The following is a 23,190-nucleotide window of genomic DNA, read 5'->3' as shown; positions in this document are numbered from 1 at the left end:
TTCAGGCCGGTGCGGTTTGCAATGACCGCCCCTGTTCCCTATCGGCTGAATTTGCTCAGCGCTTCCTCTCCCGGCGAGAGTAACGACCGGTACCCCCGCACGCCACCACGATTTGAAGGTGCAACTGATACTTTTTTGACAGGCGGAAGCAGACGTCGCTGACGTCGAGGACGTGGCTCAGTTCAGGCTGCGCGTCAGCAGCTGCAGCACGATCGCAAACAGCTCGCCCTGCGAGGAGATGCCGAGCCGCTGATAGGCGCGCTTGCGGTAGGTCAGCGTCGAATGCAGGCTGATGCCGAGTCCCTGCGAGATCGCCTCGGAGCTGAAACCCGCGAGGATGCGCCGGCAGACCTCCTGCTCGCGCGGTGTGAGAGAAGCGAGCGGCGCACGGGTCGCGAACAATGTGGCGAGAGACTGTTCGGGCGTCGCCTTCTGCTGAAAATGGCGCGCAACGCTTGCGCCGACCGCCGGTGCGATCGCCTGAAGCCGTTCGCGCTGCGCGGCGGTGAAGCGGCCCTGGGCTGCGATGCGATAGAAGTTGACGTAGAAGCAGGTGTCGCCGGCCCAGATCGCCGTGGCGCATTTGTCGACGATGCCGGAATCGTGGAAGAAGATTTTCCGGTAGCGCGCGCCATACATCCGCGGCGCGAATGCCGGCAGCATGATCGGCCCGCCGCCCTCGCCTTCGAACAGCGCATCGCGATTGGGATCGGATTCGTGGAACTGGCCGGCATAGGCCGCGCCGAGGTCGCCGCCGATCGGGATGTTGCCGGCATCGAGCAGGCAGGACGCGGCCCCGGCGCGATCCAGCGCGAACACCATGCAATGGCCGACATCGGCGTGGCGGCGCAGCGTGTCGATGAGGACGTTCGGAAAGTCGGGGCGACCGATGGCGAGCACCGCCGGCGTGACGTCGCCGGCCGCCAGATTCGAGGCCATCCCTTCGGGCCGCATTGGTTTCCTCCGCCAGACGTTCTCTTGCGCGAGGATAGCAGTGATGGGATTTGACTGAAAGTCGGACGCGCCTGCCACTTCTCGGTCCCGGCTCTGCGCGGCAGCGCTACGCGCTGCGGCGCGTCCGGGACACGTGCCCCACTGTCGGTCCCGTGCCCCGGACGCAGCGCAGCGCCATTTCGGCGGTGCGCTGCTGAGCCGGGGCCCATCGGAGGCGCACAGCCCCCTACCCCGCTGCCGCCTTCGCCGGGGCGACGTTGATGGCGAGCTTGCCGTAGCGGTCGGTGAAGGCTTCCGTATCGATCTCCTCCAGCTCGATCTCGCCGCTCATCACGCCCTGCTTCCACTCGGCTTGCGCCGGATCGTTCTGGAACTCCGGCATCACCTCGCGGCCGAACAGCTCGAGCGATTCGCAGATGTGCTCGTGGCTGTTCTTGCCGGCCTGGTTGAGCAGGATGACCTGGTCGATATGCGAGGACTGGAAGCGCTTCAGCTTCTTGCGGATGGTTTCGGGCGAGCCGATCAGGCCGCCGCGCAGCGCCGCCTCCTGCGCCTCGGGATTGTCGCGCTTCCACTTGTTGTACTCGTCCCACATGTTGACGGTGTAGGGCGCGGGCCGCTGGCGGTTCTGCGAAGCGCCGTAGAAGCGCAGCGCGAACTGGAAGAAGGTGGCACCGTCCGCGCGCGCCCGCGCTTCCTCGTCGGTCTTGGCGCACATGAAGAACGAGACCAGCGCCATGTTGGGGTTGATCTCGTAGTCGGCGAGCTTGTGCAGCCGCTTGGTCATGGCGTTGTAATAGGCGTGCACCCAGGCGTGCGCGGCGTCGGCGCTGACGAACTGGAAGCCGAGCGCGCCAAAGCCGTGACGGCCGGCACGCTCGATGGTCGGCAGCTGCGAGCACGCCATCCACAGCGGCGGATGCGGCTTCTGCACCGGTTTCGGCACGACGTTGCGCAAGGGGATATCGAAATATTTGCCGTGATGCTCGCTGCCAGCGTCCCTAAACATCGGGAAGATCGCGGCGACCGCCTCCTCGAACACCTCCTTCTTGGTCTCCATGTCGCGGCCGAACGGCGTCAGCTCGGTGATGGACGCACTCTCGCCCATGCCGAACTCGCAGCGGCCGTTCGAAAGCAGATCGAGCACCGCGACACGCTCGGCGACGCGCGCCGGATGGTTGGTCGTGAGCTGGAGGATGCCGTGGCCGAGCCGGATGTTTTTCGTGCGCTGGCTGGCCGCCGCGAGGAAGGATTCGGGCGAGGGCGAGTGCGAATATTCCTCGAGGAAGTGATGCTCGACGACCCAGGCATGGTCGTAGCCGAGCTTGTCGGCGAGCTCCATCTGCGAGAGCGCGTTCTGATAAAGGGCGAGCTCGTCGCCGGCCACCCAGGGCCGCGGCAGTTGCAGCTCGTAGAAGATGCCGAACTTCATGGCGTCGCTCTCCCGCTACTGTCTTGTTGTTGCGGGCATTGTATTGAGCGAGGCGATCCTGTCCACCACGACGTCATTCCGCGGCGTGGAAGAACAGGGATCGCGGGCCGGCGCGCAGACTCAGATCATTTGCAGATGCTCGCTGCCGAGCGGATGCTGACCGAGCAGAGCTGCAAGCGCCGCGATCGCGTCGTGGTGCGGCTCTGCCGTCACCTCGACCGTCCTGAAATACTCGCCGCAGAAATCCTTCCAGGCCTTGAGGTTGCCGCTGGGAACGCCGATCACGAGGCTCTTGCCGGACTCGATGCAATGGGCGATCAGGTCGCGCAAGCCCCCGCCTTCCGCCTCGGCCTTGCCGAACTTGTTGAGAAAGACGATCTCGGCGTCGGCGAGCTGGGCCTCGACAAGTTGCGCCGCCTCGAGCAGGCGCGGCGTCGACAGACGGCAGGAGGTCGCGCCCGCGCCGAGGTCCTCGGAGATCGACATCGACCGGCCGGTGGCGAGCTCGTGCAGAACCATGTCGCAGCGTGTGCGACCGGGCTGGGGCACATCCTCCTGGATCAGGCCGGCCAGGCTCTTGTCGGAGCGGCGGAGCTCGGTGACGAGACCTGAGAACCACCGGTTCACGGCGGGGCCCGAATCATAGACCAAGGCAACGCTGATGGCGGCGGAAGGCCTTGCGGCGCTATCCGCCGTATCGCGAGATTGCTGGAGCATGTCCATCACCTCGCCGCCTTTGCCTTGGCGACGTCGGCATCCTGCAGGAAGTCGATCATGCGCTGCACGGGGCCGACCTCGTCGATATGGTCGAGCATGTCGCGATATCCCTCCTGCGCTTTGGGCGGCAGCTTGTGCGCGATGCCCTGATGGCAATCGATGCAGGTCTTGCCTTGCGCGAACGCAGTCTGGTGCAGCTTGGAGGCGCGCGGCTCCTGCACCGCATACTCCATGTGGTCGAACTTGTGGCAGTTGCGGCATTCACGCGAATCCGTCGTCTTCATGCCGCGCCACACGCTCTTGGCAAGGTCGATACGGTGCGCGTTGAACTTCTCCGGCGTGCCGATGGTCCCGAGGATCTTGTGCAGCACCTCGTTGGAGGCCTGGATCTTGCGGACGACCTTGTGTCCCCATTCCTTCGGCACGTGGCAATCCGGACAGCTCGCGCGAACGCCGGTGCGGTTCGAATAGTGAACCGTGTTGCGATATTCGAGATAGACGTTTTCCTTCATCTCGTGACAGGAGATGCAGAATTGCTCGTTGTTCGTCATCTCCATCGCCCAGTTGAAGCCGCCCCAGAACAGGACGCCGGCGGCGAACGCGACGACGACGATCAGCCCCCAGGCATAGCGCGCCGTCGGCGAGAAGAACCATCGCCACAGCCGCTTCAGGCGTCCCGGCCGTGCGGCGGCTATTGCGGCAGAAGTGCTGGAGTCCTGCATGTCAGCCTCACTTCGCCTGCGTCGCGTTCTGGAAGATGTTGCCGACCAGCGGCTTCGCATCGGCCTGCGGCACGTGGCATTGCTGGCAGAAGTAGCGCGTGCCGGCGACCTTATCGAGCCGCACGCCCTGGCGGTCGACGTAATGCGTCTCGGAGATCTTCGGCGCGTTGACCCGCGTATTGCCGGGCCAGTCGTGGCAGCCCATGCACGCGTTGTTCTGCGTGGTGATCTGGTAGCCGTCGACCTTGTGGGGGATCAGCGGCGGCTGCTGGCGATAGGCGCGCTCGAAGCCGCTCGCCGGCACGGACTGCTTGGTCACGTCGGGCGGCGCCGACATTTCGGTCAGCGGGGCCTCGCGCAACGCCTTGACCGGCTTGGCTTCTTGCGCAAGCGGGCCCGACGCCGCGAACGGAATTGCAAGCGCGACGGTCACGGCCGCCACCGCAATCAACGGAATCAGTCGAACAAACGTCATGGAAGGTCCCTTTCAAGGACGGCCGGCTGGGAAGTGACGACGCGCGCCGCTGGCGATGGCGCGGTCATGGAGGGGTCAGGGCACACCGCATTGCGGCCGCGCAGACCGAGATGGAAGACCTGCTTGGAGCAGACGTCGATACAGGCGCCGCAGACCGTACAGTCGCCCGCGGTGATGACAGGCGTGGCGCCGCTCCGCTCACCCCTGAGCGCGGGGCTGATGACGTGCGGCTCCGGACAGACGGCGAAGCAATCCATGCAGTCGTTGCAGGCCGCACGGTTGTCGGCCGTAACGCGCAGCAGCGCGACCTTGCCGATCTGACCGTAGAACGCACCGACGGGACAGAGATGACCGCACCAGCCGTGCTTGGCGACGAGCAGGTCGAACACGAAGATCGCCGCCGTTCCGCCGGCGCCGAACCAGAGCCCGAACACCAGCGCGCGATGCAGCGCCGTCACCGGGTTGATCAGCTCCCAGGCGATCGACCCTGACAGCGCCGAGGCCGCGAGCACTGCGCCGAGGAAGTAGAGCCTGAGGTCCGGGCGGATCTTGGCCGTGAAGGTGATGCCTAGCCGCCGCCTCAACCAGCCGGCCAGATCGGTTACCGGATTGATCGGGCAGACCCAGGAGCAATAGGTCCGGCCGCCGAACAGGAGATAGCAGGCGAGCACGATGGCCGCGCCGATCACCGAGAGGCCCTCGGGCCAATGGCGCGCCGCGAGCGACTGCAGGAAGACGAAGGGATCGGTCAGCGGCAGCGTGCCGAGGGTCATCGACGAGGCCAGCGTGCCCTTGGCGATCCAGACGCCGAGAAGCGGTCCCGACAGGAACAATGCGAGGAAGACCAGCTGGCTGCTCCGGCGCAGCACGAGAAACCGCGAGGCGGCCCAAAGCCCTTTCTGCGCGCGCGCTTCGACATAGGGTCTGGCATTCGCCGTCATGGCGCGCCTCCCTCGGGTCTGCGCACCGGCAGCTTGAGCGGCGCATCGACGAGGGCTCCGCCGGCCTTGGTCTTCTCTTCCCAACCGCGCTTGTAGTGCTCGTCCTGCTTCAGCGCGGCGAGCTCGATCGGCAGCACCTTGATCGCGGACTCGGTCAGCACGCAGGACTTCTCGCACTTGCCGCAACCGGTGCAATATTCGGCGTGAACGACGGGCTCGAAGATCGCATGCTTGGTCGTGCGCGCGTTGTGCGAAACTTCGAGTGTGATCGCCTTGTCGATGGCCGGACAGACCCGATAGCAGACGTCGCAGCGCAAACCCTGCAGATTTAGGCAGGTCTCGCGGCTCGTGATCACGGCGACGCCCATCTTGGCCTTGGCGATGTCCGTCAGCGCATGCTGGAGGGCGCCGGTCGGGCAGGCCTTGACGCAGGGAATGGTGTCGCACATCTCGCAAGGGACGTTGCGCGCCTGGAAGAACGGCGTGCCCAATGCGGGACCGTCGGCCCAGTCCGCGAGATTCAGGGTGTCGTAGGGACAGTCGCGAACGCAAAGGCCGCAACGGACGCAGGCCGCCAGGAAATCCTTCTCGGGCAACGCGCCCGGAGGCCGCAGCGCCTGCGCAGGTTTGGCCCGCGAGGACACGCCGAATCCCGTCAGCATCGTCGCGGCGACGGCTGCGCCGCCGCCGAAACGCGTCATATCCTGCAGCGCCTTGCGGCGGCGCGGATCGCGCGGGATGCCTGGGCTGGAATCCGACATGGCTCGTCCATCGAGGGGTTTAGGCTGACGTCACGCGGCAGGCGCACTTCTTGAAGTCGGTCTCCTTCGAGATCGGGCAGGTCGCATCGAGCGTGAGCTGGTTTGCGAGCTGGCTTTCGTCGAAGAACGGGAAGTAGACGAGGCCACGCGGCGGCTTGTTGCGTCCCTTGGTCTCGACCCGCGTGACCACCTCGCCGCGGCGCGTCTGGATCTTGACCGGCTGGCCGCGCAGCAGCTTGCGTTCGGCCGCGTCATCCGGATGCATGAACAGCGTCGCGGCCGGCACGGCACGGTGCAGCTCGGGCACGCGGCGCGTCATCGAGCCGGAATGCCAGTGCTCCAGCACGCGGCCGGTGCACAGCCACAGATCGAACTCCTTGTCGGGCGTTTCGGCCGCCGGCTCGAACGGACAGAAGATGATACGCGCCTTCTTGTCCGGCTTGCCGTAGAACGACACGCCTTCGCCCGGCTTGACGTAGGGATCATAGCCCTCGCGGAAGCGCCACAGCGTCTCCTTGTTGTTGACGACGGGCCAGCGCAGGCCGCGCGCCTGGTGATATTGCTCGAAATCCGCGAGATCGTGGCCGTGGCCGCGGCCGAACTTCGCGTACTCCTCGAACAGGCCCTTCTGCACGTAAAAGCCGAATGCAGCGCTCTCCGAATTCTCGAAGCCCTTTTGGCATTCGGTGATCGGAAACTTGTTCACCTCGCTGTTGGCATAGAGCACGTCGAACAGCGTCTTGCCGCGCACTTCCGGTTTCTTGGCGATCAATTCCTCCGGCCAGACCTCCTCGATCTTGAAGTACTTGGAGAACTCCATCACCTGCCAGAGATCCGAGCGCGCCTCGCCCGGCGCCTTCACCTGCTGGCGCCAGAACTGGGTACGCCGCTCGGCATTGCCATAGGCGCCCTCCTTCTCCATCCACATCGCCGTCGGCAGGATGAGGTCCGCGGCCAGCGTGGTCACAGTCGGATAGGGATCGGAAACGACGACGAAGGCCGCCGGATTGCGATAACCGGGATAGCCCTCCTCATTCATGTTCGGGGCCGTCTGCATGTTGTTGTTGCACTGAACCCAATAGGCGTTCAGCTTGCCGTCCTTCAGCATCCGGTTCTGCAGCACGGCGTGGTAGCCGATGTTGCCCGGGATGGTGCCCTCGGGAAGCTGCCACACCTTCTCGGCCGTCTCGCGGTGCTTCGGGTTGGTGACGACCAGGTCGGCGGGCAGGCGATGCGCGAAGGTGCCGACCTCGCGCGCGGTGCCGCAGGCCGATGGCTGGCCGGTCAGCGAGAACGGGCCGTTGCCGGGCTCGGAAATCTTACCGACCAGCAAGTGCACGTTGTAGATCATGTTATTGACCCACGTGCCGCGCGCATGCTGGTTGAAGCCCATCGTCCAGTAGGAGATGACCTTCTTCTTGGGATCGGCGTAGAGTTTTGCGAGCCGCTCGAGATTCTCCTTCGGAACGCCCGACATCTTGTGGGCGTAGTCGAGCGTATAGGGCTCGAGCAGCCTCTTGTACTCCTCGAACCCGATCTTGTCCTTGAAGCCGGCCGGATCGAGCGCACCGTCCTTGCCGGCCTTGTGCGAGGCGTTGACCGCCTTCACCTCGAGCGCGTGGGTCGGGCGCAGCCCGTAGCCAATGTCGGTCACCGTGGATGCGAACTCGACGTGCTTCTCGACGAAGTCCTTGTTCACCGCACCGGAATTGACGATGTAGTTCTGGATGTAGTTGAGGATCGCCATGTCGCTCTGCGGCGTGAACACGAGCGGATTGTCGGCGAGCTCGAACGAGCGGTGCTCGAAGGTCGAGAGCACGTGGACCTCACAGCCTTCATGGGTCAGCCGGCGGTCGGTGAGGCGCGACCACAGGATCGGATGCATCTCCGCCATGTTCGAGCCCCAGAGCACGAACGCATCGGCATGCTCGATATCGTCATAGCAGCCCATCGGCTCGTCGATGCCGAAGGTGCGCATGAAGCCGGTGACGGCCGAGGCCATGCAGTGACGCGCGTTTGGATCGAGGTTGTTGCTGCGGAAGCCGGCCTTGTACAGCTTGGCGGCGGCATAGCCTTCCCAGATCGTCCACTGGCCCGAGCCGAACATTCCGACGGTCGACGGCCCGCCCGCCTTCAACGCCGTCTTCCACTTCTCGGCCATAAGCGTGAAGGCCGCGTCCCAGGAGATCGGCGTAAAGTCGCCGTTCTTGTCGAACTTGCCGTTCTTCATGCGCAGCATCGGCTGGGTGAGCCGATCCTCGCCGTACATGATCTTGGACAGGAAGTAGCCCTTGATGCAGTTGAGGCCGCGATTGACCGGCGCATCGGGATCGCCCTGCGTCGCCACGACCTTGCCGCTCTTGGTGCCGACGATCACGCCGCAGCCGGTGCCGCAGAAGCGGCACACGCCCTTGTCCCAGCGGATGCCGTCGGTCTTGCCCGGCTGGGCGGTCGCCGCTTCCGGCAGCGTGACCCCGATCGTCGAGGCGGCAGCAACCGCTGCAGCTGCCTTCAGCGCATCGCGGCGCGTCGCCGTGGCTTCATTTCCGTTCGTCAGTTTCGTAACCATCGTCGGTCTCTCCGGCTCAACGAATCTCAAATTGCGGAAGCGCGCGCATGCGCGCCGGAATTCTGGCAGGTGCCGCCGCAGCACGCGGACGGCTCGGTCTCGACGGCGCTCTCGTCATCGGCCGTATCGAATGCGTGAAAGATCAGCGAGGCACTGACGACGCCGGGCAGGCGATGCATGGCGGCGATCTGGTCGATCGCCAGCGAGGCCGGCGTGTCGATCACGGTCAGCGCGAGCCGGCTTTCGCCGGATGCAGCCTCCAGCTCGACGCCGGGCAGCGCCAGGATTCGGTCCGTCAGATCGCGCTCCGCATTCGGTGCGAGATAGACGGCAACGCCGCAGATGTTGGTGGCTTCAGCCATTGTGCACGACCAGGTTTGCAAGTTCGGATACGAGCGCGATGCGGTCCCGCGGCGCGAGCGCGATGGCTTCGACCGGGCAGACCGGGATGCAGTCGCCGCAGCCGGTGCAGGCCGCAGCATCGATCACGGCGCCCAGCTTCTCGCGCGCGAGAATGCGGATGGCGGAATGCTCACAGGCTTCGACGCAACGGCGACAGACCACGCCATGTCTTTCGACGCAGGCGCTCGCGCTGGAGACCGTCGCCACCTGTTCGGGGCGCGTCTCTTCCAGCTGCGGCGCAAGTGCGTCGCGGCCGGATGCGAACGGCAGAACGGCAGAAAACAGCGAGCGTCGTGACATTGGTCTCGGCATATCCGAATCCCCACGGGCAGCCCCGTGTTCAGGAATTTTCCAGGAGAATGCGCCCCATCGGGCACACCTCGGTCGACGCCATTGTCACCGCTGCGGACCATAGGTTCGTGCTGTCCAGATCGCATTGCGCTAGATCAAGGGCGCATCGTCATTGCGCGCAACGAACGATTAACCCGCGAGTCCAATGCGGTGTGAAATTGCGCCGATCGATCAGGGCGTTTACCCGGCTTTCATGTTTGAGCCGACGAAGCCGGTTCACGCGCCGAGAAGGCACGACCAGGAAGGGCTGCCGGCCTCGATTCTCGGGGCCGCATCCGCCTTGAAAGGACGGGTCGAATGGTTACCTTGGAGAGCGGCGAATCGCCGCGCGTCGCCCCTTTCTCAAGACAACAATGCCAAGCTTCACCCCGCATCAAGATGCCGCGCTCAAGGCCGTCGGCGACTGGCTCAAGGCCAAGCCCGGCCGTAACGGCACGCCGCCGGTGTTCCGCCTGTTCGGCTTCGCCGGGACCGGCAAGACGACGCTGGCCCGGCACATCGCGGAAGGCGTCGACGGCGAGGTGAAATTCGCCGCCTTCACCGGCAAAGCCGCCCTCGTCATGCGCAACAAGGGCTGCGACGACGCCTCCACCATCCACTCGCTGATCTATCGCGCCCGCGAATCCGGCGAGGAGCAGCCGAGCTTCGAGCTGTGGGACGACGCGCCGGCTTCGAAGGCGAAGCTGATCGTGATCGACGAATGCTCGATGGTCGACGCCGAATTGGGGCGCGACCTGATGTCGTTCGACTGCCCGCTGCTGGTTCTGGGCGATCCCGCGCAGCTGCCGCCGATCCAGGGCGGCGGCTTCTTCACCAATACCGAACCCGATGCGATGCTGACCGAGGTGCACCGCCAGGCGCAGGACGATCCGATCGTGCGGATGTCGATGGACGTCCGCGAAGGCCGCGAGCTCGACATCGGCCGCTACGGCGAGAGCGAGGTGGTCTCGCGCAAGGAGCTCGATCCTGACCGGGTCATGGGCGCGGACCAGGTCCTGGTCGGCCGCAACAACACCCGCCGCGCCTACAACATGCGGGTGCGGCAGCGCCAGAACATCGAGGACGCCTTTCCGGTCGCCGGCGACAAGCTGGTGTGCCTGCGCAACAACCGCAAGAAGGGCCTGTTCAACGGCGGTCTGTGGCGGGTGAAGTCGCGCAACACCTCGCGCTCGAAGTCCCGCATTCTCTCGATGCGGCTGTCGCCGGACGAGGATTTCGGCCACAAGGTGACCAAGGTCTCGGTGCGCGCCGATTGCTTCGAAGGCGGCATCGAGCAGATCGCCTGGGAGCAGCGCAAGCCGTACGACGAGTTCGACTACGGCTACGTGCTCACCGTGCACAAGTCGCAGGGCTCGCAATGGGACGACGTCGTGCTGTTCGACGAGAGCTTTGCGTTCCAGGATTCGCGGGCGCGGTGGCTATACACGGGCATCACGCGGGCGGCGAAACGATTGAGTATCGTGGTGTAAAGCCACTGCGTCATTTCCCCGCCACGAAGTAAAAATCCTCGCGTCCCGGCGGCGAGCCGTAGGTGAAGGGCTGCTGCTCGTGCTTGGTCGCGGCCCAGACGTCGTCGCGGATGATGTCGAACAGCTTTCTGATCTCGACGCGGGGCTGCTTGATCTCGCGGGCCAGCGCAGTAGCGAACGGGCTGTTGGCGGCACCGTCGCCGTCCATCGCGGTCTCGCCGTGCTTGGCGGCGTAGACAACCATGAAGCCGGCACCGGGCTCGATGTTGGAAAAGCCCTTGTCGACCAGCTTCAGCGACAGCGTGCGCTGCATGGTCGGCGCGAACGGATTGTCGCGGCAGGCGTCGAGAACCACCAAGCGCATCTTTCGCGCGGCGCCGACCGCGGCGATGACCTGCTCGAGGGCGACCGCCTGCGCCTCGGCGTCCTTGTCGGCGGCGAGCTTGGCGTCGACGGGAACGAGATAGTTCACCCCGCCGATCTCGAAGCCGTGGCCGGCGTAATAGACCACGGCCCAGTCGGCCTTCTCCGCTTCCTCCGCGAAGGCCTTCAACGCGTCGAAGAACTTGTCGCGGGTGAGGTCACTGACGGACATCACTGTCTGGAAGCCGACGTCGCGCAGCACGCTCGCGATCAGCCTGGAATCGCGCGGCGGATTGGGCAAAGCATGGACGTTCTTGTAGGCGCCGTTGCCGATCACCAGCGCGACGCGGCGGCCGGTGGGTGCGCTCCCCGGCGTCAGCGCGGCGAGCCGCTCCTGCGCGATGGCGCGGGCGCGCGCAACTTCGGTGTCGTCGAACTTCGTCAGCGAATAGGCCGCGGCGCGATAGTCGGCGCGGGCTTGCGCCAGGTCCTTCCGGCGCTCGTAGATCTGGCCGCGGCCGGAATGGGCGCGGACATTGTTCGGGTTGATCTGGAGGGCCGCGTTGTAGTCCTTCAGGGCGGCATCGAAGTCGCCCTTCATCATGCTGACATCGGCGCGATTGTTGATCACGAACACGTTCGTCGGCTGCTTCTCGATCAGGCGGTTGCAGTCGGCAAAGGCCTGATCGAACTGCCTCATCATGCCGTAGGTGACGCAGCGGTTGCCGGCGATCTGCGGGGCGGCCGGGTCGATCTTCTCGGCCTCGGCGAAGTCGGCGATCGCGCCGTCGAAATCCTTGAGCAGCGTCCGCGCGCGGGCGCGGTTGGTCCAGGCCAGCAGGAATTTCGGCGTGTACTTGATCGACAGGCTGAAATCGTCGATCGCGCTTTGCAGCGCGCCGCGGCGTGCGTGAATGACGCCGCGGTTGTTGTAGGGAACGCCATAGGCCGGGCGCTTCTGAAGCGCGAGATTGTAGTCCGCCATGGCGAGGTCGTCCTGGCCCTTGCGCTCATAAGCGAGGCCGCGCAGGTTGAGGGCGATGACGTAGTCCGGATCGAGATCGAGCGCGATGGACAGGGTCTCGATCGCGTGGTCGTAGTCGCGCTTGTTGAGCTGCGTGGTGCCGCGCACGGAGAGCGCGATCGCCTTGTCCTTGCCACTGACCTTGTCGGCCTTCAGCAGATTTTCGCAGGCGCTCGCGCGGGCCTGGGCCTCTGCCTGGCGGTCACGGCAGATGGTGAGGTCGTCGGCCTGCGGGTCGGCCGCCGCGCCCGGCACGCCGGCGGCCAGGAGGACGAGGGTCAGGGAAACGGCGCGCAGCATGGTGTCAGGCCTGCTCCAGCCAGCAAAGTCTTCTTGAGTCGATGATCGATCGCCCGGGTTCATCTAACGCGGAGTTCCCGGCCTCGCCAAGGTCGCGCTGGCCCCCCGCGCGGCTCACGTCACGGAGTCGTGTCCGTCCCGTCGTAACAATCGGCGGCTGCGTCCGTACCTCGGATGATGCGAAAGGGGCCGGACAACTGTTCGTCCGGCCCCGACCGTCCTAGACTGTCAGACCTTCCGAAAGAGGATCCGCCATGCGCCGACCTGCCCTCGCCTCCCTGCTGGCCGCAACCACTGCCCTCTCGCTCACCTTTGCGGCGCCGTCCCGGGCCGCCGAGGAGGCGGTCGTGATTCCCGCCCCCGCCATGGATGCGGCCCCCGCGAGCGGGATCCAGACCGCCGTGGTCGCTGGCGGCTGCTTCTGGGGCGTGCAGGGCGTCTTCCAGCACACCGCGGGCGTCGTCAACGCGGTCTCCGGCTATGCCGGCGGCACCAAGGCCACCGCCGACTACCAGACCGTCTCGAGCGGCCGGACCGGCCATGCCGAATCGGTCGAGATCAAGTACGACCCGAAGAAGATCTCCTACGGCAAGATCCTCCAGATCTACTTCTCGGTGGTGCACGACCCGACCCAGCTCAACCGCCAGGGTCCCGACGTCGGCCCGCAATATCGCTCGGCCGTCTTCACTACCTCGGACGAGCAGAAGAAGGTGGCGGAGGCCTATATCGCCCAGCTCAACGGCGCCAAGGTCTTCAGCAAGCCGATCGTGACCAAGGTCGGCGCGCTGGAGGCGTTCTACCCGGCGGAGGCCTACCACCAGGATTATCTGACCCTGCACCCGAACCAGCCCTACATCGCCTATAACGACCTGCCCAAGGTCGAGAACCTCAAAAAGCTGTTCGCGGATAACTACATTGAAAAGCCGACGCTGGTCAGTGCCAGCAAGGCCACCAACTGATCGCAAGATCACTTCAAGAACGGGAGACCCATGCCCGACACCAAGACGAAGACCACCGACGACAAGGTCATCAAGAGCGAAGAGCAGTGGCGGCGCGAATTGTCGCCGATGCAGTACGCGGTGCTGCGCGAGAAGGCGACCGAGCGTCCCTTCTCGGGCGAATACGAGCACGACCACCGCGCCGGCACCTATGTCTGCGCCGGCTGCGGCAATGTGCTGTTCGAGTCAGACGCCAAGTTCGATTCCGGCTGCGGCTGGCCGAGCTTCACCGCGCCTGCCGTCGAGAGCCATATCGACGAGGAGCGGGATGCCAGCCACGGCATGATCCGCACTGAGGTGCTCTGCTCCAAGTGCAGCGGCCATCTCGGCCATGTCTTTCCCGACGGCCCGGGGCCGACCGGCCTGCGCTACTGCATCAATTCGGCGGCGCTGAAGCTGGAGCCGAAATAATCGGCCTGTACGGTCGGGTTCCTTCATGGAACCCGACCGCCCGATGTGCTTTTCTTCTCTGGCGGTGCGGCCGATCATCGCATCTTGGCGGCCGCCAGGGAGGAAGCCATGCTCGGAACCATCCTAATCATCCTGGTGATCATTTATCTGCTCGGGGGCCTGTCCGGCCGCATGGGCGGTTATGGCTATGGCCTCGGCCATTCCGGCATGGGGATCGGGGGCGTCGTGCTCGTGGTGCTGGTCGTCCTGCTGCTTCTTGGAAAATTGTAAATCATATAAAATATTGAAATTGCTACATTTATTGCGGCTGCGGGGCTGCCATGCGTGGATTCATCATCTCCCATCGCAGGGGTCGCATTTTTGTCAAAACGGCCTATATTAGAGGGCGAAAATGGCATGTGCGGCGGGCCCGCTCGATTGCGGCCCTGCCCTCCCAAACCCCACGCGCTTAAAGCCCCAGAGAAGATCACGAGGTCTTTGACCATGCGTCCACTGCGTCCGTTCAACTTCAACACCTCCGCCGAACTCTTCCCCGCCGCGATCCGCAAGAAGAAGCGTGCGGGCTTCACCTATCGCCGGTTCGGGACCGCGGCGGAAGCCGTGCAGTTCGCGATGGAGCAGTTGCCGACGGATTCGCTGAACGGCGCCTATCTCCAGGTCGAGGAAGCGCGCTTCGACCAGAACGGCATCCGCTCGCTCTATGAGAGCGAAGCCTTCCCGCTGCCCCGCCGCCCCAAGCCGGCGCAGACGGCAGAGACCGACGCCGACGCGGCGTAAGTTTTCGCAAGCCTCCGATGTGCGCAGAAGGCGCGACGGCCGAAAGGTTGTCGCGCTTTTTGCGTTTTTGAACGCGGCGTTTCCGCGCCCGTCATGGCCAGGGACAAGCCAGGGCATGACGACCATTCGGGCATGTTCGATTGCAGGGAACGACCGCTTTAAATCCGCGGCTGCTTGTCGAGCCAGCGGCGGAGCAGACGCACGTTGCGCATGTTGGCGCGGAACATGACGTCGAAAGCGTCGCCCGCGAACGGCACCATGCCGACCACGCCATCGAGCGCGACGTTGCCGAGCATGCGCGCGGTGAGGTACCAGGGCGCGCCCAGCGCGCGGGCCTCGCGCACCAGCCACAGCGAGATCGCCGTGGTGATGATGTCGCCGACCACGGGGATCAGACCGATCAGGCCGTCGATGCCGTAGCGGATGTTGGTGCCGGGCAGGATGAAGGCGACGTCGAGCAGCTTTGCAATCGCCTCGAGCCGCGCGATCCGTTGCTCGCGCGTCAGATTGCCGAATGGATTGCCTTGCCCGAGATCGAAGCGAAACTCGCGAAATCCCTGCTCAAGCGTTTCGGGGCGGATCTCATGGCCCTCCTGGTCGATGATCGGGCCGCGCGCCGCCTTGCCTGAGGTCGCATGCGAACCGCTCCCTGAACGGGACCTGCGCGGAGCGATGATATCGTCGTCGGACATGGTCATGGCCTTCAAGAACGCACCGGCGCGGCGGAAGTTGCTGCGCCGCGCCCGAACGTCGCGCGCTCAGGTCGGCGCCGCCACCGCCTGCGGCTCCTTGATGTATCTATGCACGAGCCAGGACGAAATCACCGCCGGTACAAACCCGACAAGGCCGTACAGGATGAACTGCACCGCACCCGAATCCGGCCCGCGCGAGCTGTAGGTGAGCGAGGCCAGCACGAACGCGAACAGGCCGACCAGCAGCATCCGCAAGCCCGGGCCGATCCGCCTGATATGGACCAGGATGTCGTCGACCGCGCCGATCATCAGCGAGGGCAGGACGCCGAACAGGTAGCTGTATTGCAGGGTCTTGAAGAACACCGCGAACAGCTTGCCGACCTCGCCGAGACTGGTCTGGGCCCAATAGCCGGACTGATACGTCGTCGTCAGCAGCAGCAGGAACCCGCCGACGAACGGGCCGACCAGCGCAAACACCAGATAGCGTTTCATCAAACCCTCACACTTGTCCCGTGATTATAGCAGCGCCACGGGAACCTTGAATAGCGGGGCGGGCTCTGCCTTTGGGGGAACAAGTGACAAGGCGACGAGTTCAGACAGGACCTGAATCATCCCTGGCAGACTGGAGCCGCCGATGGCCCGCAAATTTCTACTGGCGACAATCACGCTGGCGGCCCTGACCGGCCTGCCGAACGCATCTGCACTTGCGCAAGGCCACATGGGCTCGCCGCAGGAGCAGCAGGCCTGCTCGCGGGACGCATCGCGCTTCTGTCGCAAGGACCTCGGGAATGACGGCGCGGTGCAAGGCTGCCTGCAGGCCAACCGGGCCAAGCTGTCGAAGTCGTGCAGCAAGGTCTTTCAGAGCCACGGCATGTGAGGACCCCAGTCCCCGGCGAACGGAGAGTGAAGCCATGTTGCGCGACGAACAGCTCTCGATCCTGCGGGACATCAGCCAGTCCGTTGCCTTCGCCGACGACCGGCAAGGCAAGATGGGGCAATTGATCGCCGATGGCTATGTGATGAAGGACGGTGACCTGTTCGAGCTCACCGCCAAAGGCGTCACCGCCGTCGAGGAACACGCTGCCGCGCTTGGTGCGAGCGACGTGGAACAAGCGGCGCGTACTCCCATCGGCTGATCCGATCGCGCGCGCACGCCTTCTGCGTGACGTTCACGCAACAACTGCAATTTCATTCATGCCGACCATTGCGGTCGCGCGGCAATGGCGCATACTTCGCTCGGGCGGCGCAGCACTTTTCGATTCGAACAATCAAGAGATCGAGCGACCACATGCGGGACCAGAGTTCCCGGCGTGAAGGCTGTGACATGCGGCAAATCAAGTCGCGTGCGGCGCCCCAAAAACCAAGTGGCTCAAGCCCAGGGATATCGGGGACCCATTCTGCATGACACGCACTCAGACCATCGCTTCGCTGTTGAAGACCACCGCTTCGCTGTTGGCCGTCGCAACCACCGCCATCGCGCTCCAGACCTCACCCGGCCTCGCCTTTTCGTCCGAAGCGCAGCAGATGTGCACGGGCGATGCGATGCGGCTGTGCTCCAGTGAAATCCCTGATATCCCGCGGGTCAGAGCCTGCATGGTGCGGAACAAGGCGCAGGTCAGCCCCGGCTGCCGCGCCGTGATGGACCGCGAAGCGGCTGCCGGCACCGCATCGCGCAAGCGGGAAGCGGCGGCGCAGTAGCTGCACTCGTCATTCCGGGGCGACGCGTCAGCGTCGAGCCCGGAATCCATCGTGCTGCACGGTATTCGTGGAAATGGATTCTCAGGTGCGCAATTGCGCACCTGACCTAATCGCCCCACTGCGCGAAGGCGTCGTTGAAGGCGCGCTCGCCGGGGGCGCCCTTCTCGATGGCGATGATGGCGCGGCGCTGGTTGGCGTAGACCAGCGGCACGTCGAACCACGAGCGCTCCTTCAGGAGCTGGACGTTGCGGGCGCGGTCGGCATCGACGTTGGACAGGCCGACCAGGAAGAAGCCGTCGGTCACCTTCACCGCGAGGCCTGCGAGCGGCGTGCCGCGCGCCTGCTCGTTCGACTTCATCAGGATGCCCGGCACGTTGGAGACGCTGCCGCCCGGAAAGTCCGGCGGCAGGATGAAGGTCAGCTCCGCCGTGTGGCTCGCCGGCAGCGAGGAATCGGTGTTACGGCGGAACGACATCGTCATCTTGAACTTGCGATCGGGAATCTCGATGTCGGCGCGCACGGCGACGTCGGCCTTCTGGGCGCCCGAGGCCTTGATCGGCTCCAGCCGCCACACCACCGAGCCGACATATTGCTTGCCCTTCGGATCGGACGGATCCTCGTCGTAGAGCACGACCTTCTGCGCCACCGGCGCGACCGGCTGGTCGCTGGCCGAAGGCTGACCGACCCGATCGGGGATCTTCGGCTTGCTCTGCGGCTGCGCGGGATTGTTCGGCGCCTCCACCACCTGGGTCGGCGAGGACTTGATCAGGTTGGTCGCGATCTGGAGCAGCGGCTTGCCCCAGAGGATGCCAGCACCGACCAGGATCAGCACGATGCCGACGGCGATCGCGCTCTTGAACGGGAAGGCGGAGCCGGTGCGCACGCGCTTCTTGGCGTCGCGCTCGGGCGCGATGCGCGGACGCGGCGAAGGCGGTTGCGGCGCGTAGCGCTCCGCCTCCTCGACCGACTCGTCGTAGGAATAGGGTGCGTCCTGCTCGCCGGCGCGGTTTTCCAGGCTCGGCTCGAGCCGGTCGAATTCCGGCGAAGGCGAAGGCACGTTGGCGTAGGTACGGCGCGCGGCGCGGCTGGCCTGCGCGGCCGCGCCGCCGAGATCATTGGCATCGGCCGTGATGTCACGGAAGCCGCGCACGCCCGGTGCCGGCGGCAGCGATGGCGGAGGTCCCACATCAGGAGGACGGCGCCCACCGGCGCGATCGCGTCCGGCCGCCGGCGGCTCCGGCATCGGTGGCGGCGCAGACGGTGCCGGTTGGCGCGAAGCGTCAAAGCGGGGCGCGCGCGGCGGACGCTGGGTATCGCCCTGGTCGTCGACATTGAAGGACGGACGGTCGGCCCGTGGCGGCGGCGGAGCCGGACGCGCCCGCGGTTGGGACGGCGCGGCTGCAGCCGCATTGCCTTCGGTGGCTCTTGTACTGGCGCGGCGAAACGCATCGCCGCTGCCGCCGCTGCGCCCGCCGCCACCGGGGCGCGAGGCCTCGCGGGCGCGCTGGGCCGCCTCCGATTCGACCTTGCGGACGGCCTCCTCCAGCGACAACCTCTCGCGGGTGATCTCGGATTCGGAGAGCGGCGGCTGCACGCTGCGCAACTGCGCGATCAGGGCCGTGCGCGCCCGCTCATAAAGCGCGCGACGGCTCTCGCCGGGAGCGTTGGGGTCCAGGGCGGCAATAGCGCGGGCGATCAGCGGATAGTAATCAGCCATTTCAACTCAACTATACCCGCGTCCTGGTAAGAGATCGTTAAGCCTCAAACGGGTTTTGCACCAGGATAGTATCCTCGCGTTCGGGGCTGGTGGAAAGCAGTGCGACCGGGCACCCCACCAATTCCTCGATCCGCCGGACATATTTGATGGCCTGGGCCGGCAGGTCGGCCCAGGACCGCGCACTGGCGGTCGGCTCCTTCCAGCCCTCGATGGTCTCGTAGATCGGCTCGACCCGGGCCTGGGCGCCCTCGCCGGCCGGGAAATGGTCGATCTCCTTGCCGTCGAGCTTATAGCCGGTGCAAACCTCGATCGTGTCGAAGCCGTCGAGGATGTCGAGTTTTGTGAGCGCCAGCCCGTTGATGCCGCAAGTCCGGACGGCCTGGCGGACCAGCACCGCGTCGAACCACCCGCAGCGGCGGGGACGGGCGGTGTTGGTGCCGAACTCTCGGCCACGCTCGCCGATCTTGCGGCCGGTCTCGTTGTCCTGCTCGGTCGGGAACGGGCCCTGGCCGACGCGGGTCGTGTAGGCCTTGCACAGGCCGAGCACGTAGCCGACCGCGCCCGGCCCGAGGCCGGCACCGGTCGCGGCCTGCGCCGCCACCGTGTTGGACGAGGTGACGTACGGATAGGTGCCGTGGTCGACGTCGAGCAGCGCGCCTTGCGCGCCCTCGAACAGCATGCGCTTGCCTTCGCGGCGCTTGATGTCGAGCAGCCGCCACACGGTCTCGGCATAAGGAAGAAGCTGAGGCGCCAGCCCGGTCAGTTCCTTCAGGATATCCTTGCCGTCGAACTCCGGCAGGTTGAGGCCGCGGCGCAGCGCATTGTGGTGGGCCAGCAGCCGGTCGATCTTGTGCGGGAGCGTGTCGAGGTCGGCGAGGTCCATCAGGCGGATGGCGCGGCGGCCGACCTTGTCCTCATAGGCCGGGCCGATGCCGCGGCGGGTGGTGCCGATCGCCGTCGCCGCATTGGCGGATTCGCGGTGCGCATCGAGCTCGCGGTGCAGCGGCAGGATCAGGGTGACGTTCTCCGCCACGCGCAGATTGTCCGGAGAGACCGCGACGCCCTGCGAGCGCAACTTGGTGACCTCGTCGAGGAAGGCGGCGGGATCGAACACCACGCCATTGCCGATCACCGACAGCTTGCCTTCGCGCAGCACGCCGGAGGGCAGCAGCGCAAGCTTGTAAGTCTTGCCGTTGATCACCAGCGTATGGCCGGCGTTATGACCGCCTTGGAAGCGGACGACGATGTCCGCCTGCTCCGACAACCAGTCGACGATCTTGCCCTTCCCCTCGTCGCCCCACTGGGCGCCGACGACGACAACATTGGCCATTCGCGGGTAATCCTTCGAAGATTTTAGATGCGCCAGCCCAGCTGACGGCCGGGAAGCCGTTCGCACGCAAGGCAGCCAACCGGATAAAGGAAGCGGCCGCTCTAGGCAAGCAAGAACGGGGGTTTTTCGGGGCTCAAGAGGCAGTTTAAGCCTTTGATATCCCCGGAAAATCCAGAAACGTTCCAGGGCGGCTCGGCAGGCTTCGACCAAAGCGTGAGACCGATTTGACCCGCTGCATGGTCGCGATGCGTCCGCCCCCCGTTGATGCAGCCCCGATTTCCGTGTCTTTGGGTATCGCCGGGCGATCAGCCGGCCCGGATCCCGCCGGGCCGGAAGCCCCGGTGCATGCGGGGCCATATCAATCACAATGTCCGCCACCGGTCAGACCACGAGCGCGGAAACATCCGGTCCGAGCTGGATCACCAACCAGCCATACCTGCTGCTGAGCATCACTGCACTGTGCTGGGCCGGCAACGCCATCGTCGGGCGGCTCGCCGCCGGCCACATCCCGCCGGTCACCCTATCGTTCCTGCGCTGGTTCTTCGCCTTCCTGCTGGTGCTGCCGTTCGCCTGGAAGCATCTCGCCCAGGACTGGCCCGCGATCCGCAGCAAGCTCGGCCTGATGGTCACGCTCTCGATCACCGGCATCGGCGCCTTCAACACGCTGCAATATTGGGCGCTGGAGCATACCCAGGCCCTCAACACGCTGTTGCTGCAATCAGCTGCGCCCCTGGTCGTGGCGCTGTGGTCGCTGGCCATCCTCGGCATCCGCCTCACCGCGGGGCAGGCGTTCGGCGTGCTGCTGTCGATGTGCGGCGTGCTCACGATCCTGCTGCATGGCGATTTCACCACGCTGTCGAACATCGAATTCAACAAGGGCGACCTCATCTTCATCGTCGCGCTCGTCATCTTCGCGCTCTACTCGGTGCTGACCCTGAAGCGGCCGCCAATGCATGGCCTGTCGTTCCTCGCCTTCACCTTCGGGGTCGGCGCGGCCTGCCTCATTCCGCTGGAGATATGGGAATTGTCCGCGCGTCCCGTGATGAAGCTCGACGGGCCGAACCTCCTGACGCTGTTCTACGTCGCGGTGTTCCCTTCGACGCTCGCCTATCTGTGCTTCAATCGCGGCGTGCGCCTGATCGGCGCCAACCGCGCCGCGCCGTTCTTCCACGTCGTGCCGGTGTTCGGCTCGATCATGGCGATGGCGTTCCTGGGCGAACACCCGCAGGTGTTTCACTTCGTCGGATTTGCGCTGGTGCTGTCGGGCGTGTTCGTGGCGTCACGGAAGCAGGCGAGCTGACGCCTCAATACGAGACCTTTTTTCTGTGCGCGTATTTCGGATTGATGCCGCAGGAGGCACGCGTGCCGGACGCCGTGACCCGGCACTGCTCATAAGTATTGAAGCTGCAATTTCCCGGATAGCCCCATTGATCCCCCTGTAGGCAATAGCGCGCCGCATGGGCCGGGGTGGTCCCCGCGGCGCACGACAGGACAAGGGCGGACAGACTGACCAGGGCAAGACGATGCATGGGATTCTCCGATGGCGCGCGGGAGGCTGACCCCGATTCCTTGCTGGCAAGCGGTGACGGACCATTGATCAAGATCAAGGCCGCGAGCCGGGCGGGGTGAACTTGCTGTAGGCCTCGCGCGTCGCGATGATGACGTGCTCGGCGCAGCCGTTGACGCGATGCGGATCGGCTTCACGCTCGTAGGCGTGCGACGTCATCATGTCGAGGAAGGCCGCAACGGACGGGTAATAGACCAGCGCGACGAAATCCCAGTCATGGCCCGCGTGCGGTCCTAGCGCGACAGCCTTGGCCTCGCCGGTCCAGAGCAAGGTGCCGCCGCGGGCCTTGATCATCGGCACCGTGACGGCGCTGTAGCGCAAATAGGCGTCCCAGCCGGACCCGTCACCGTCGCGCGAGCGCGCGTGGAAACGCATCAGGTTCAGCATCACCACCGGCGCCTGCGGATCGAGCTGCTCCAGGCCCTCGACGTTCAACATATTAACCGCCAATCGCACCTCCTCGGGGTTTGCCTGCATTGTAGCATTGCGGCCCTGTGACTTGTGCCCCAACGCCAATCCGGCGCAAGCTCCCGTCCAACGCCAATGACGATCGCTTCGCCCGCGCCAAAGGCCGCCAATCCGGCCAGTTGGCTCAACAACCAGCCTTATCTGCTGCTCAGCCTGAGCTCGCTGTTCTGGGCGGGCAACATCGTGCTCGCACGTCATGTCGGCGCGCATGTGCCGCCGCTGACGGTGACCACGATCCGCTGGTTCGGCGTATTCCTGATCCTGCTGCCGTTCGCCTGGCCGCACCTGAAGCGGGACTGGCCGGCCTTGCGGCGCAGCCTGCCCTTGATGCTGTTCCTGTCGCTGGTCGGCTTCGCCTTCAACAACGCAATCTCGTACTGGGCGATGCAATATACGGAGGCGCTGAACGCCCTGCTGATCCAGTCGGCAGGTCCCCTGTTCGTGGCGCTGTGGTCGCTGGTGCTGTTCGGCGTGCGGCTGACGGGTGCGCAATTCGCCGGCATCGCGATCTCGCTTCTCGGCGTGCTGATCATCATCCTGCGCGGCGATCTCGCCGCGCTCGCGAGCATCAGCTTCAACAGGGGCGACATCATGTTCGCCTCCTCGCTGGTGGCGTTCGGGATCTACTCCGCCTTCATCCCGCGCCGGCCAAAGATCCATCAGCTGTCCTTCCTGTCCTTCACCACCTGCTGCGGCGCGACGATGCTGCTGCCGACAGCGGTCTGGGAGGCGGCAAGCGGCCGCGTCCTGCAGCTCGACGGGATGACGCTGGCGACGCTGGGCTACATCCTGATCTTTCCGTCGACGCTGGCCTACCTCTTCTTCAACCGCGGGGTGGCGCTGATCGGGCCGAACCGGGCGGCCCCGTTCTTCCATCTGGTGCCGGTGTTCGGCTCGGCGATGGCGATCCTGCTGCTCGGCGAGAAGCTCCAGCCGTTTCACTTGACCGGCTACGTGCTGGTGCTCGCCGGCGTCGTGATCGCCTCGCGCCAGGGTTCGGCCGTGAAATAATTCCGCGCGGCGGACACACGACGGGTCTCGTGTCGCGCATC

The 23,190-nt window shown here is 65.4% G+C and carries 27 protein-coding genes; 10 read left to right on the top strand and 17 right to left on the bottom strand.

Annotation, left to right across the window (positions count from 1 at the left end; genetic code table 11):
• Positions 1–177: 177 nt before the first annotated feature.
• The 10 genes from RPS27_RS00715 to RPS27_RS00670 form a co-directional block, all read right to left on the bottom strand.
• Positions 178–954 (bottom strand): LuxR C-terminal-related transcriptional regulator, encoded by a 777-nt coding sequence (locus RPS27_RS00715; RefSeq protein WP_212067345.1) that lies wholly within the window; start codon positions 952–954, stop codon positions 178–180.
• Between the two features lie 226 nt (positions 955–1,180).
• Positions 1,181–2,386 carry an LLM class flavin-dependent oxidoreductase gene (locus tag RPS27_RS00710; RefSeq protein WP_211416035.1) on the bottom strand — a complete coding sequence of 402 codons (1,206 nt, stop codon included), beginning with the start codon at positions 2,384–2,386 and terminating at the stop codon, positions 1,181–1,183.
• A gap of 120 nt (positions 2,387–2,506) precedes the next feature.
• Positions 2,507–3,103, bottom strand: coding sequence for a DUF2478 domain-containing protein (locus tag RPS27_RS00705; RefSeq protein ID WP_212067346.1), 597 nt, complete (start codon positions 3,101–3,103; stop codon positions 2,507–2,509).
• A 5-nt stretch (positions 3,104–3,108) separates the two neighbouring features.
• Positions 3,109–3,825, bottom strand: coding sequence for a NapC/NirT family cytochrome c (locus RPS27_RS00700; protein ID WP_194404245.1), 717 nt, complete (start codon positions 3,823–3,825; stop codon positions 3,109–3,111).
• Positions 3,826–3,832: 7 nt separating this feature from the next.
• A complete protein-coding gene (locus RPS27_RS00695; protein ID WP_194404246.1) occupies positions 3,833–4,300 on the bottom strand; it encodes a nitrate reductase cytochrome c-type subunit in 468 nt (155 codons plus the stop codon).
• Positions 4,297–5,241 carry a quinol dehydrogenase ferredoxin subunit NapH gene (napH, locus tag RPS27_RS00690; protein WP_212067347.1) on the bottom strand — a complete coding sequence of 315 codons (945 nt, stop codon included), beginning with the start codon at positions 5,239–5,241 and terminating at the stop codon, positions 4,297–4,299. Before napH ends, RPS27_RS00695 begins: the two co-directional genes overlap by 4 nt.
• Positions 5,238–6,002 carry a ferredoxin-type protein NapG gene (napG, locus tag RPS27_RS00685; RefSeq protein WP_313753841.1) on the bottom strand — a complete coding sequence of 255 codons (765 nt, stop codon included), beginning with the start codon at positions 6,000–6,002 and terminating at the stop codon, positions 5,238–5,240. Before napG ends, napH begins: the two co-directional genes overlap by 4 nt.
• 19 nt (positions 6,003–6,021) lie before the next feature.
• Positions 6,022–8,571, bottom strand: coding sequence for a nitrate reductase catalytic subunit NapA (gene napA, locus RPS27_RS00680; RefSeq protein WP_212067349.1), 2,550 nt, complete (start codon positions 8,569–8,571; stop codon positions 6,022–6,024).
• A gap of 26 nt (positions 8,572–8,597) precedes the next feature.
• Complete coding sequence (locus RPS27_RS00675) at positions 8,598–8,933, bottom strand: chaperone NapD (protein ID WP_194404250.1); 336 nt, start codon at positions 8,931–8,933, stop codon at positions 8,598–8,600.
• The gene (locus RPS27_RS00670; protein ID WP_194404251.1) at positions 8,926–9,273 is read right to left on the bottom strand and encodes a 4Fe-4S dicluster domain-containing protein; all 348 of its coding nucleotides are present in this window, start codon (positions 9,271–9,273) and stop codon (positions 8,926–8,928) included. The genes RPS27_RS00675 and RPS27_RS00670 overlap by 8 nt, the downstream gene beginning before the upstream one ends.
• Before the next feature lie 404 nt (positions 9,274–9,677).
• Between RPS27_RS00670 and RPS27_RS00665 the strand changes: the two genes are divergently transcribed.
• Positions 9,678–10,793: an ATP-dependent RecD-like DNA helicase gene (locus tag RPS27_RS00665; protein ID WP_212067350.1), complete on the top strand. Its 1,116-nt coding sequence runs from the start codon at positions 9,678–9,680 to the stop codon at positions 10,791–10,793.
• A gap of 10 nt (positions 10,794–10,803) precedes the next feature.
• On the opposite strand, the gene RPS27_RS00660 is transcribed toward RPS27_RS00665, so the two are convergent.
• Positions 10,804–12,480: a caspase family protein gene (locus tag RPS27_RS00660; protein WP_212067351.1), complete on the bottom strand. Its 1,677-nt coding sequence runs from the start codon at positions 12,478–12,480 to the stop codon at positions 10,804–10,806.
• A gap of 254 nt (positions 12,481–12,734) precedes the next feature.
• Here RPS27_RS00660 and msrA point away from each other — a divergent pair, with 254 nt between their 5' ends.
• From msrA to RPS27_RS00640, 4 genes are all read left to right on the top strand, one after another.
• Positions 12,735–13,439 carry a peptide-methionine (S)-S-oxide reductase MsrA gene (gene msrA, locus RPS27_RS00655; protein WP_194404254.1) on the top strand — a complete coding sequence of 235 codons (705 nt, stop codon included), beginning with the start codon at positions 12,735–12,737 and terminating at the stop codon, positions 13,437–13,439.
• Between the two features lie 30 nt (positions 13,440–13,469).
• On the top strand, positions 13,470–13,889 hold the full coding sequence (gene msrB, locus RPS27_RS00650) for a peptide-methionine (R)-S-oxide reductase MsrB (protein ID WP_194404255.1): 420 nt from the start codon (positions 13,470–13,472) through the stop codon (positions 13,887–13,889).
• Between the two features lie 108 nt (positions 13,890–13,997).
• Entirely contained in the window at positions 13,998–14,159 is a 162-nt protein-coding gene (locus RPS27_RS00645) for a DUF3309 family protein (RefSeq protein ID WP_194404256.1), read from the top strand.
• Between the two features lie 213 nt (positions 14,160–14,372).
• Positions 14,373–14,666 (top strand): hypothetical protein, encoded by a 294-nt coding sequence (locus RPS27_RS00640; protein WP_194404257.1) that lies wholly within the window; start codon positions 14,373–14,375, stop codon positions 14,664–14,666.
• A gap of 158 nt (positions 14,667–14,824) precedes the next feature.
• On the opposite strand, the gene RPS27_RS00635 is transcribed toward RPS27_RS00640, so the two are convergent.
• Entirely contained in the window at positions 14,825–15,364 is a 540-nt protein-coding gene (locus RPS27_RS00635) for a DUF4112 domain-containing protein (protein WP_194404258.1), read from the bottom strand.
• A gap of 60 nt (positions 15,365–15,424) precedes the next feature.
• Complete coding sequence (locus RPS27_RS00630) at positions 15,425–15,850, bottom strand: DUF5413 family protein (protein ID WP_194404259.1); 426 nt, start codon at positions 15,848–15,850, stop codon at positions 15,425–15,427.
• 142 nt (positions 15,851–15,992) lie between these two features.
• On the opposite strand from RPS27_RS00630, the gene RPS27_RS00625 reads away from it, so the two are divergent.
• From RPS27_RS00625 to RPS27_RS00615, 3 genes are all read left to right on the top strand, one after another.
• Complete coding sequence (locus tag RPS27_RS00625; protein ID WP_212067352.1) at positions 15,993–16,235, top strand: hypothetical protein; 243 nt, start codon at positions 15,993–15,995, stop codon at positions 16,233–16,235.
• Between the two features lie 34 nt (positions 16,236–16,269).
• Positions 16,270–16,494: a hypothetical protein gene (locus RPS27_RS00620; RefSeq protein WP_194404261.1), complete on the top strand. Its 225-nt coding sequence runs from the start codon at positions 16,270–16,272 to the stop codon at positions 16,492–16,494.
• Positions 16,495–16,759: 265 nt separating this feature from the next.
• Entirely contained in the window at positions 16,760–17,056 is a 297-nt protein-coding gene (locus tag RPS27_RS00615) for a hypothetical protein (protein WP_249131858.1), read from the top strand.
• A gap of 106 nt (positions 17,057–17,162) precedes the next feature.
• Here the strand turns inward: RPS27_RS00615 and RPS27_RS00610 are convergent, their stop codons facing one another.
• Complete coding sequence (locus tag RPS27_RS00610; protein ID WP_212067353.1) at positions 17,163–18,773, bottom strand: hypothetical protein; 1,611 nt, start codon at positions 18,771–18,773, stop codon at positions 17,163–17,165.
• Between the two features lie 37 nt (positions 18,774–18,810).
• A complete protein-coding gene (locus RPS27_RS00605; protein WP_313753840.1) occupies positions 18,811–20,103 on the bottom strand; it encodes an adenylosuccinate synthase in 1,293 nt (430 codons plus the stop codon).
• Positions 20,104–20,470: 367 nt separating this feature from the next.
• Here RPS27_RS00605 and RPS27_RS00600 point away from each other — a divergent pair, with 367 nt between their 5' ends.
• Positions 20,471–21,403, top strand: a complete 933-nt coding sequence (locus RPS27_RS00600) for a DMT family transporter (protein WP_194404264.1) — start codon at positions 20,471–20,473, stop codon at positions 21,401–21,403.
• 4 nt (positions 21,404–21,407) lie between these two features.
• Here RPS27_RS00600 and RPS27_RS00595 read toward each other — a convergent pair whose 3' ends face one another.
• The gene (locus RPS27_RS00595) at positions 21,408–21,632 is read right to left on the bottom strand and encodes a DUF3551 domain-containing protein (RefSeq protein ID WP_212067354.1); all 225 of its coding nucleotides are present in this window, start codon (positions 21,630–21,632) and stop codon (positions 21,408–21,410) included.
• 74 nt (positions 21,633–21,706) lie between these two features.
• Positions 21,707–22,108, bottom strand: coding sequence for a DUF1330 domain-containing protein (locus RPS27_RS00590; RefSeq protein ID WP_212067429.1), 402 nt, complete (start codon positions 22,106–22,108; stop codon positions 21,707–21,709).
• A 105-nt stretch (positions 22,109–22,213) separates the two neighbouring features.
• On the opposite strand from RPS27_RS00590, the gene RPS27_RS00585 reads away from it, so the two are divergent.
• Positions 22,214–23,149, top strand: coding sequence for a DMT family transporter (locus RPS27_RS00585; RefSeq protein WP_194404266.1), 936 nt, complete (start codon positions 22,214–22,216; stop codon positions 23,147–23,149).
• Positions 23,150–23,190 lie beyond the last annotated feature (41 nt).

Origin of the sequence: Bradyrhizobium sp. WYCCWR 12699, assembly GCF_032144035.1 — a bacterium.
Lineage (GTDB): Bacteria > Pseudomonadota > Alphaproteobacteria > Rhizobiales > Xanthobacteraceae > Bradyrhizobium.
Note: the sequence above shows the minus strand (reverse complement) of the source record. Positions and strands in the feature narration are given on the sequence as shown.

What these genes read in the sequence shown, in the direction of transcription:
- RPS27_RS00600 (WP_194404264.1), top strand. Translation starts at nt 20,471, where the DNA reads ATGTCCGCCACCGGTCAGACCACGAGCGCGGAAACATCCGGTCCGAGC.
- RPS27_RS00640 (WP_194404257.1), top strand. Translation starts at nt 14,373, where the DNA reads ATGCGTCCACTGCGTCCGTTCAACTTCAACACCTCCGCCGAACTCTTC.
- napH (WP_212067347.1), bottom strand. Translation starts at nt 5,241, where the DNA reads ATGACGGCGAATGCCAGACCCTATGTCGAAGCGCGCGCGCAGAAAGGG.
- RPS27_RS00585 (WP_194404266.1), top strand. Translation starts at nt 22,214, where the DNA reads ATGACGATCGCTTCGCCCGCGCCAAAGGCCGCCAATCCGGCCAGTTGG.
- RPS27_RS00675 (WP_194404250.1), bottom strand. Translation starts at nt 8,933, where the DNA reads ATGGCTGAAGCCACCAACATCTGCGGCGTTGCCGTCTATCTCGCACCG.
- RPS27_RS00660 (WP_212067351.1), bottom strand. Translation starts at nt 12,480, where the DNA reads ATGCTGCGCGCCGTTTCCCTGACCCTCGTCCTCCTGGCCGCCGGCGTG.
- RPS27_RS00715 (WP_212067345.1), bottom strand. Translation starts at nt 954, where the DNA reads ATGCGGCCCGAAGGGATGGCCTCGAATCTGGCGGCCGGCGACGTCACG.
- RPS27_RS00620 (WP_194404261.1), top strand. Translation starts at nt 16,270, where the DNA reads ATGTTGCGCGACGAACAGCTCTCGATCCTGCGGGACATCAGCCAGTCC.
- RPS27_RS00695 (WP_194404246.1), bottom strand. Translation starts at nt 4,300, where the DNA reads ATGACGTTTGTTCGACTGATTCCGTTGATTGCGGTGGCGGCCGTGACC.
- napA (WP_212067349.1), bottom strand. Translation starts at nt 8,571, where the DNA reads ATGGTTACGAAACTGACGAACGGAAATGAAGCCACGGCGACGCGCCGC.
- RPS27_RS00670 (WP_194404251.1), bottom strand. Translation starts at nt 9,273, where the DNA reads ATGTCACGACGCTCGCTGTTTTCTGCCGTTCTGCCGTTCGCATCCGGC.
- RPS27_RS00635 (WP_194404258.1), bottom strand. Translation starts at nt 15,364, where the DNA reads ATGACCATGTCCGACGACGATATCATCGCTCCGCGCAGGTCCCGTTCA.
- RPS27_RS00700 (WP_194404245.1), bottom strand. Translation starts at nt 3,825, where the DNA reads ATGCAGGACTCCAGCACTTCTGCCGCAATAGCCGCCGCACGGCCGGGA.
- RPS27_RS00590 (WP_212067429.1), bottom strand. Translation starts at nt 22,108, where the DNA reads ATGTTGAACGTCGAGGGCCTGGAGCAGCTCGATCCGCAGGCGCCGGTG.
- RPS27_RS00625 (WP_212067352.1), top strand. Translation starts at nt 15,993, where the DNA reads ATGGCCCGCAAATTTCTACTGGCGACAATCACGCTGGCGGCCCTGACC.
- RPS27_RS00595 (WP_212067354.1), bottom strand. Translation starts at nt 21,632, where the DNA reads ATGCATCGTCTTGCCCTGGTCAGTCTGTCCGCCCTTGTCCTGTCGTGC.
- RPS27_RS00615 (WP_249131858.1), top strand. Translation starts at nt 16,760, where the DNA reads ATGACACGCACTCAGACCATCGCTTCGCTGTTGAAGACCACCGCTTCG.
- RPS27_RS00630 (WP_194404259.1), bottom strand. Translation starts at nt 15,850, where the DNA reads ATGAAACGCTATCTGGTGTTTGCGCTGGTCGGCCCGTTCGTCGGCGGG.
- napG (WP_313753841.1), bottom strand. Translation starts at nt 6,002, where the DNA reads ATGTCGGATTCCAGCCCAGGCATCCCGCGCGATCCGCGCCGCCGCAAG.
- RPS27_RS00605 (WP_313753840.1), bottom strand. Translation starts at nt 20,103, where the DNA reads ATGGCCAATGTTGTCGTCGTCGGCGCCCAGTGGGGCGACGAGGGGAAG.
- RPS27_RS00705 (WP_212067346.1), bottom strand. Translation starts at nt 3,103, where the DNA reads ATGCTCCAGCAATCTCGCGATACGGCGGATAGCGCCGCAAGGCCTTCC.
- RPS27_RS00645 (WP_194404256.1), top strand. Translation starts at nt 13,998, where the DNA reads ATGCTCGGAACCATCCTAATCATCCTGGTGATCATTTATCTGCTCGGG.
- RPS27_RS00610 (WP_212067353.1), bottom strand. Translation starts at nt 18,773, where the DNA reads ATGGCTGATTACTATCCGCTGATCGCCCGCGCTATTGCCGCCCTGGAC.
- msrA (WP_194404254.1), top strand. Translation starts at nt 12,735, where the DNA reads ATGCGCCGACCTGCCCTCGCCTCCCTGCTGGCCGCAACCACTGCCCTC.
- RPS27_RS00710 (WP_211416035.1), bottom strand. Translation starts at nt 2,386, where the DNA reads ATGAAGTTCGGCATCTTCTACGAGCTGCAACTGCCGCGGCCCTGGGTG.
- msrB (WP_194404255.1), top strand. Translation starts at nt 13,470, where the DNA reads ATGCCCGACACCAAGACGAAGACCACCGACGACAAGGTCATCAAGAGC.
- RPS27_RS00665 (WP_212067350.1), top strand. Translation starts at nt 9,678, where the DNA reads ATGCCAAGCTTCACCCCGCATCAAGATGCCGCGCTCAAGGCCGTCGGC.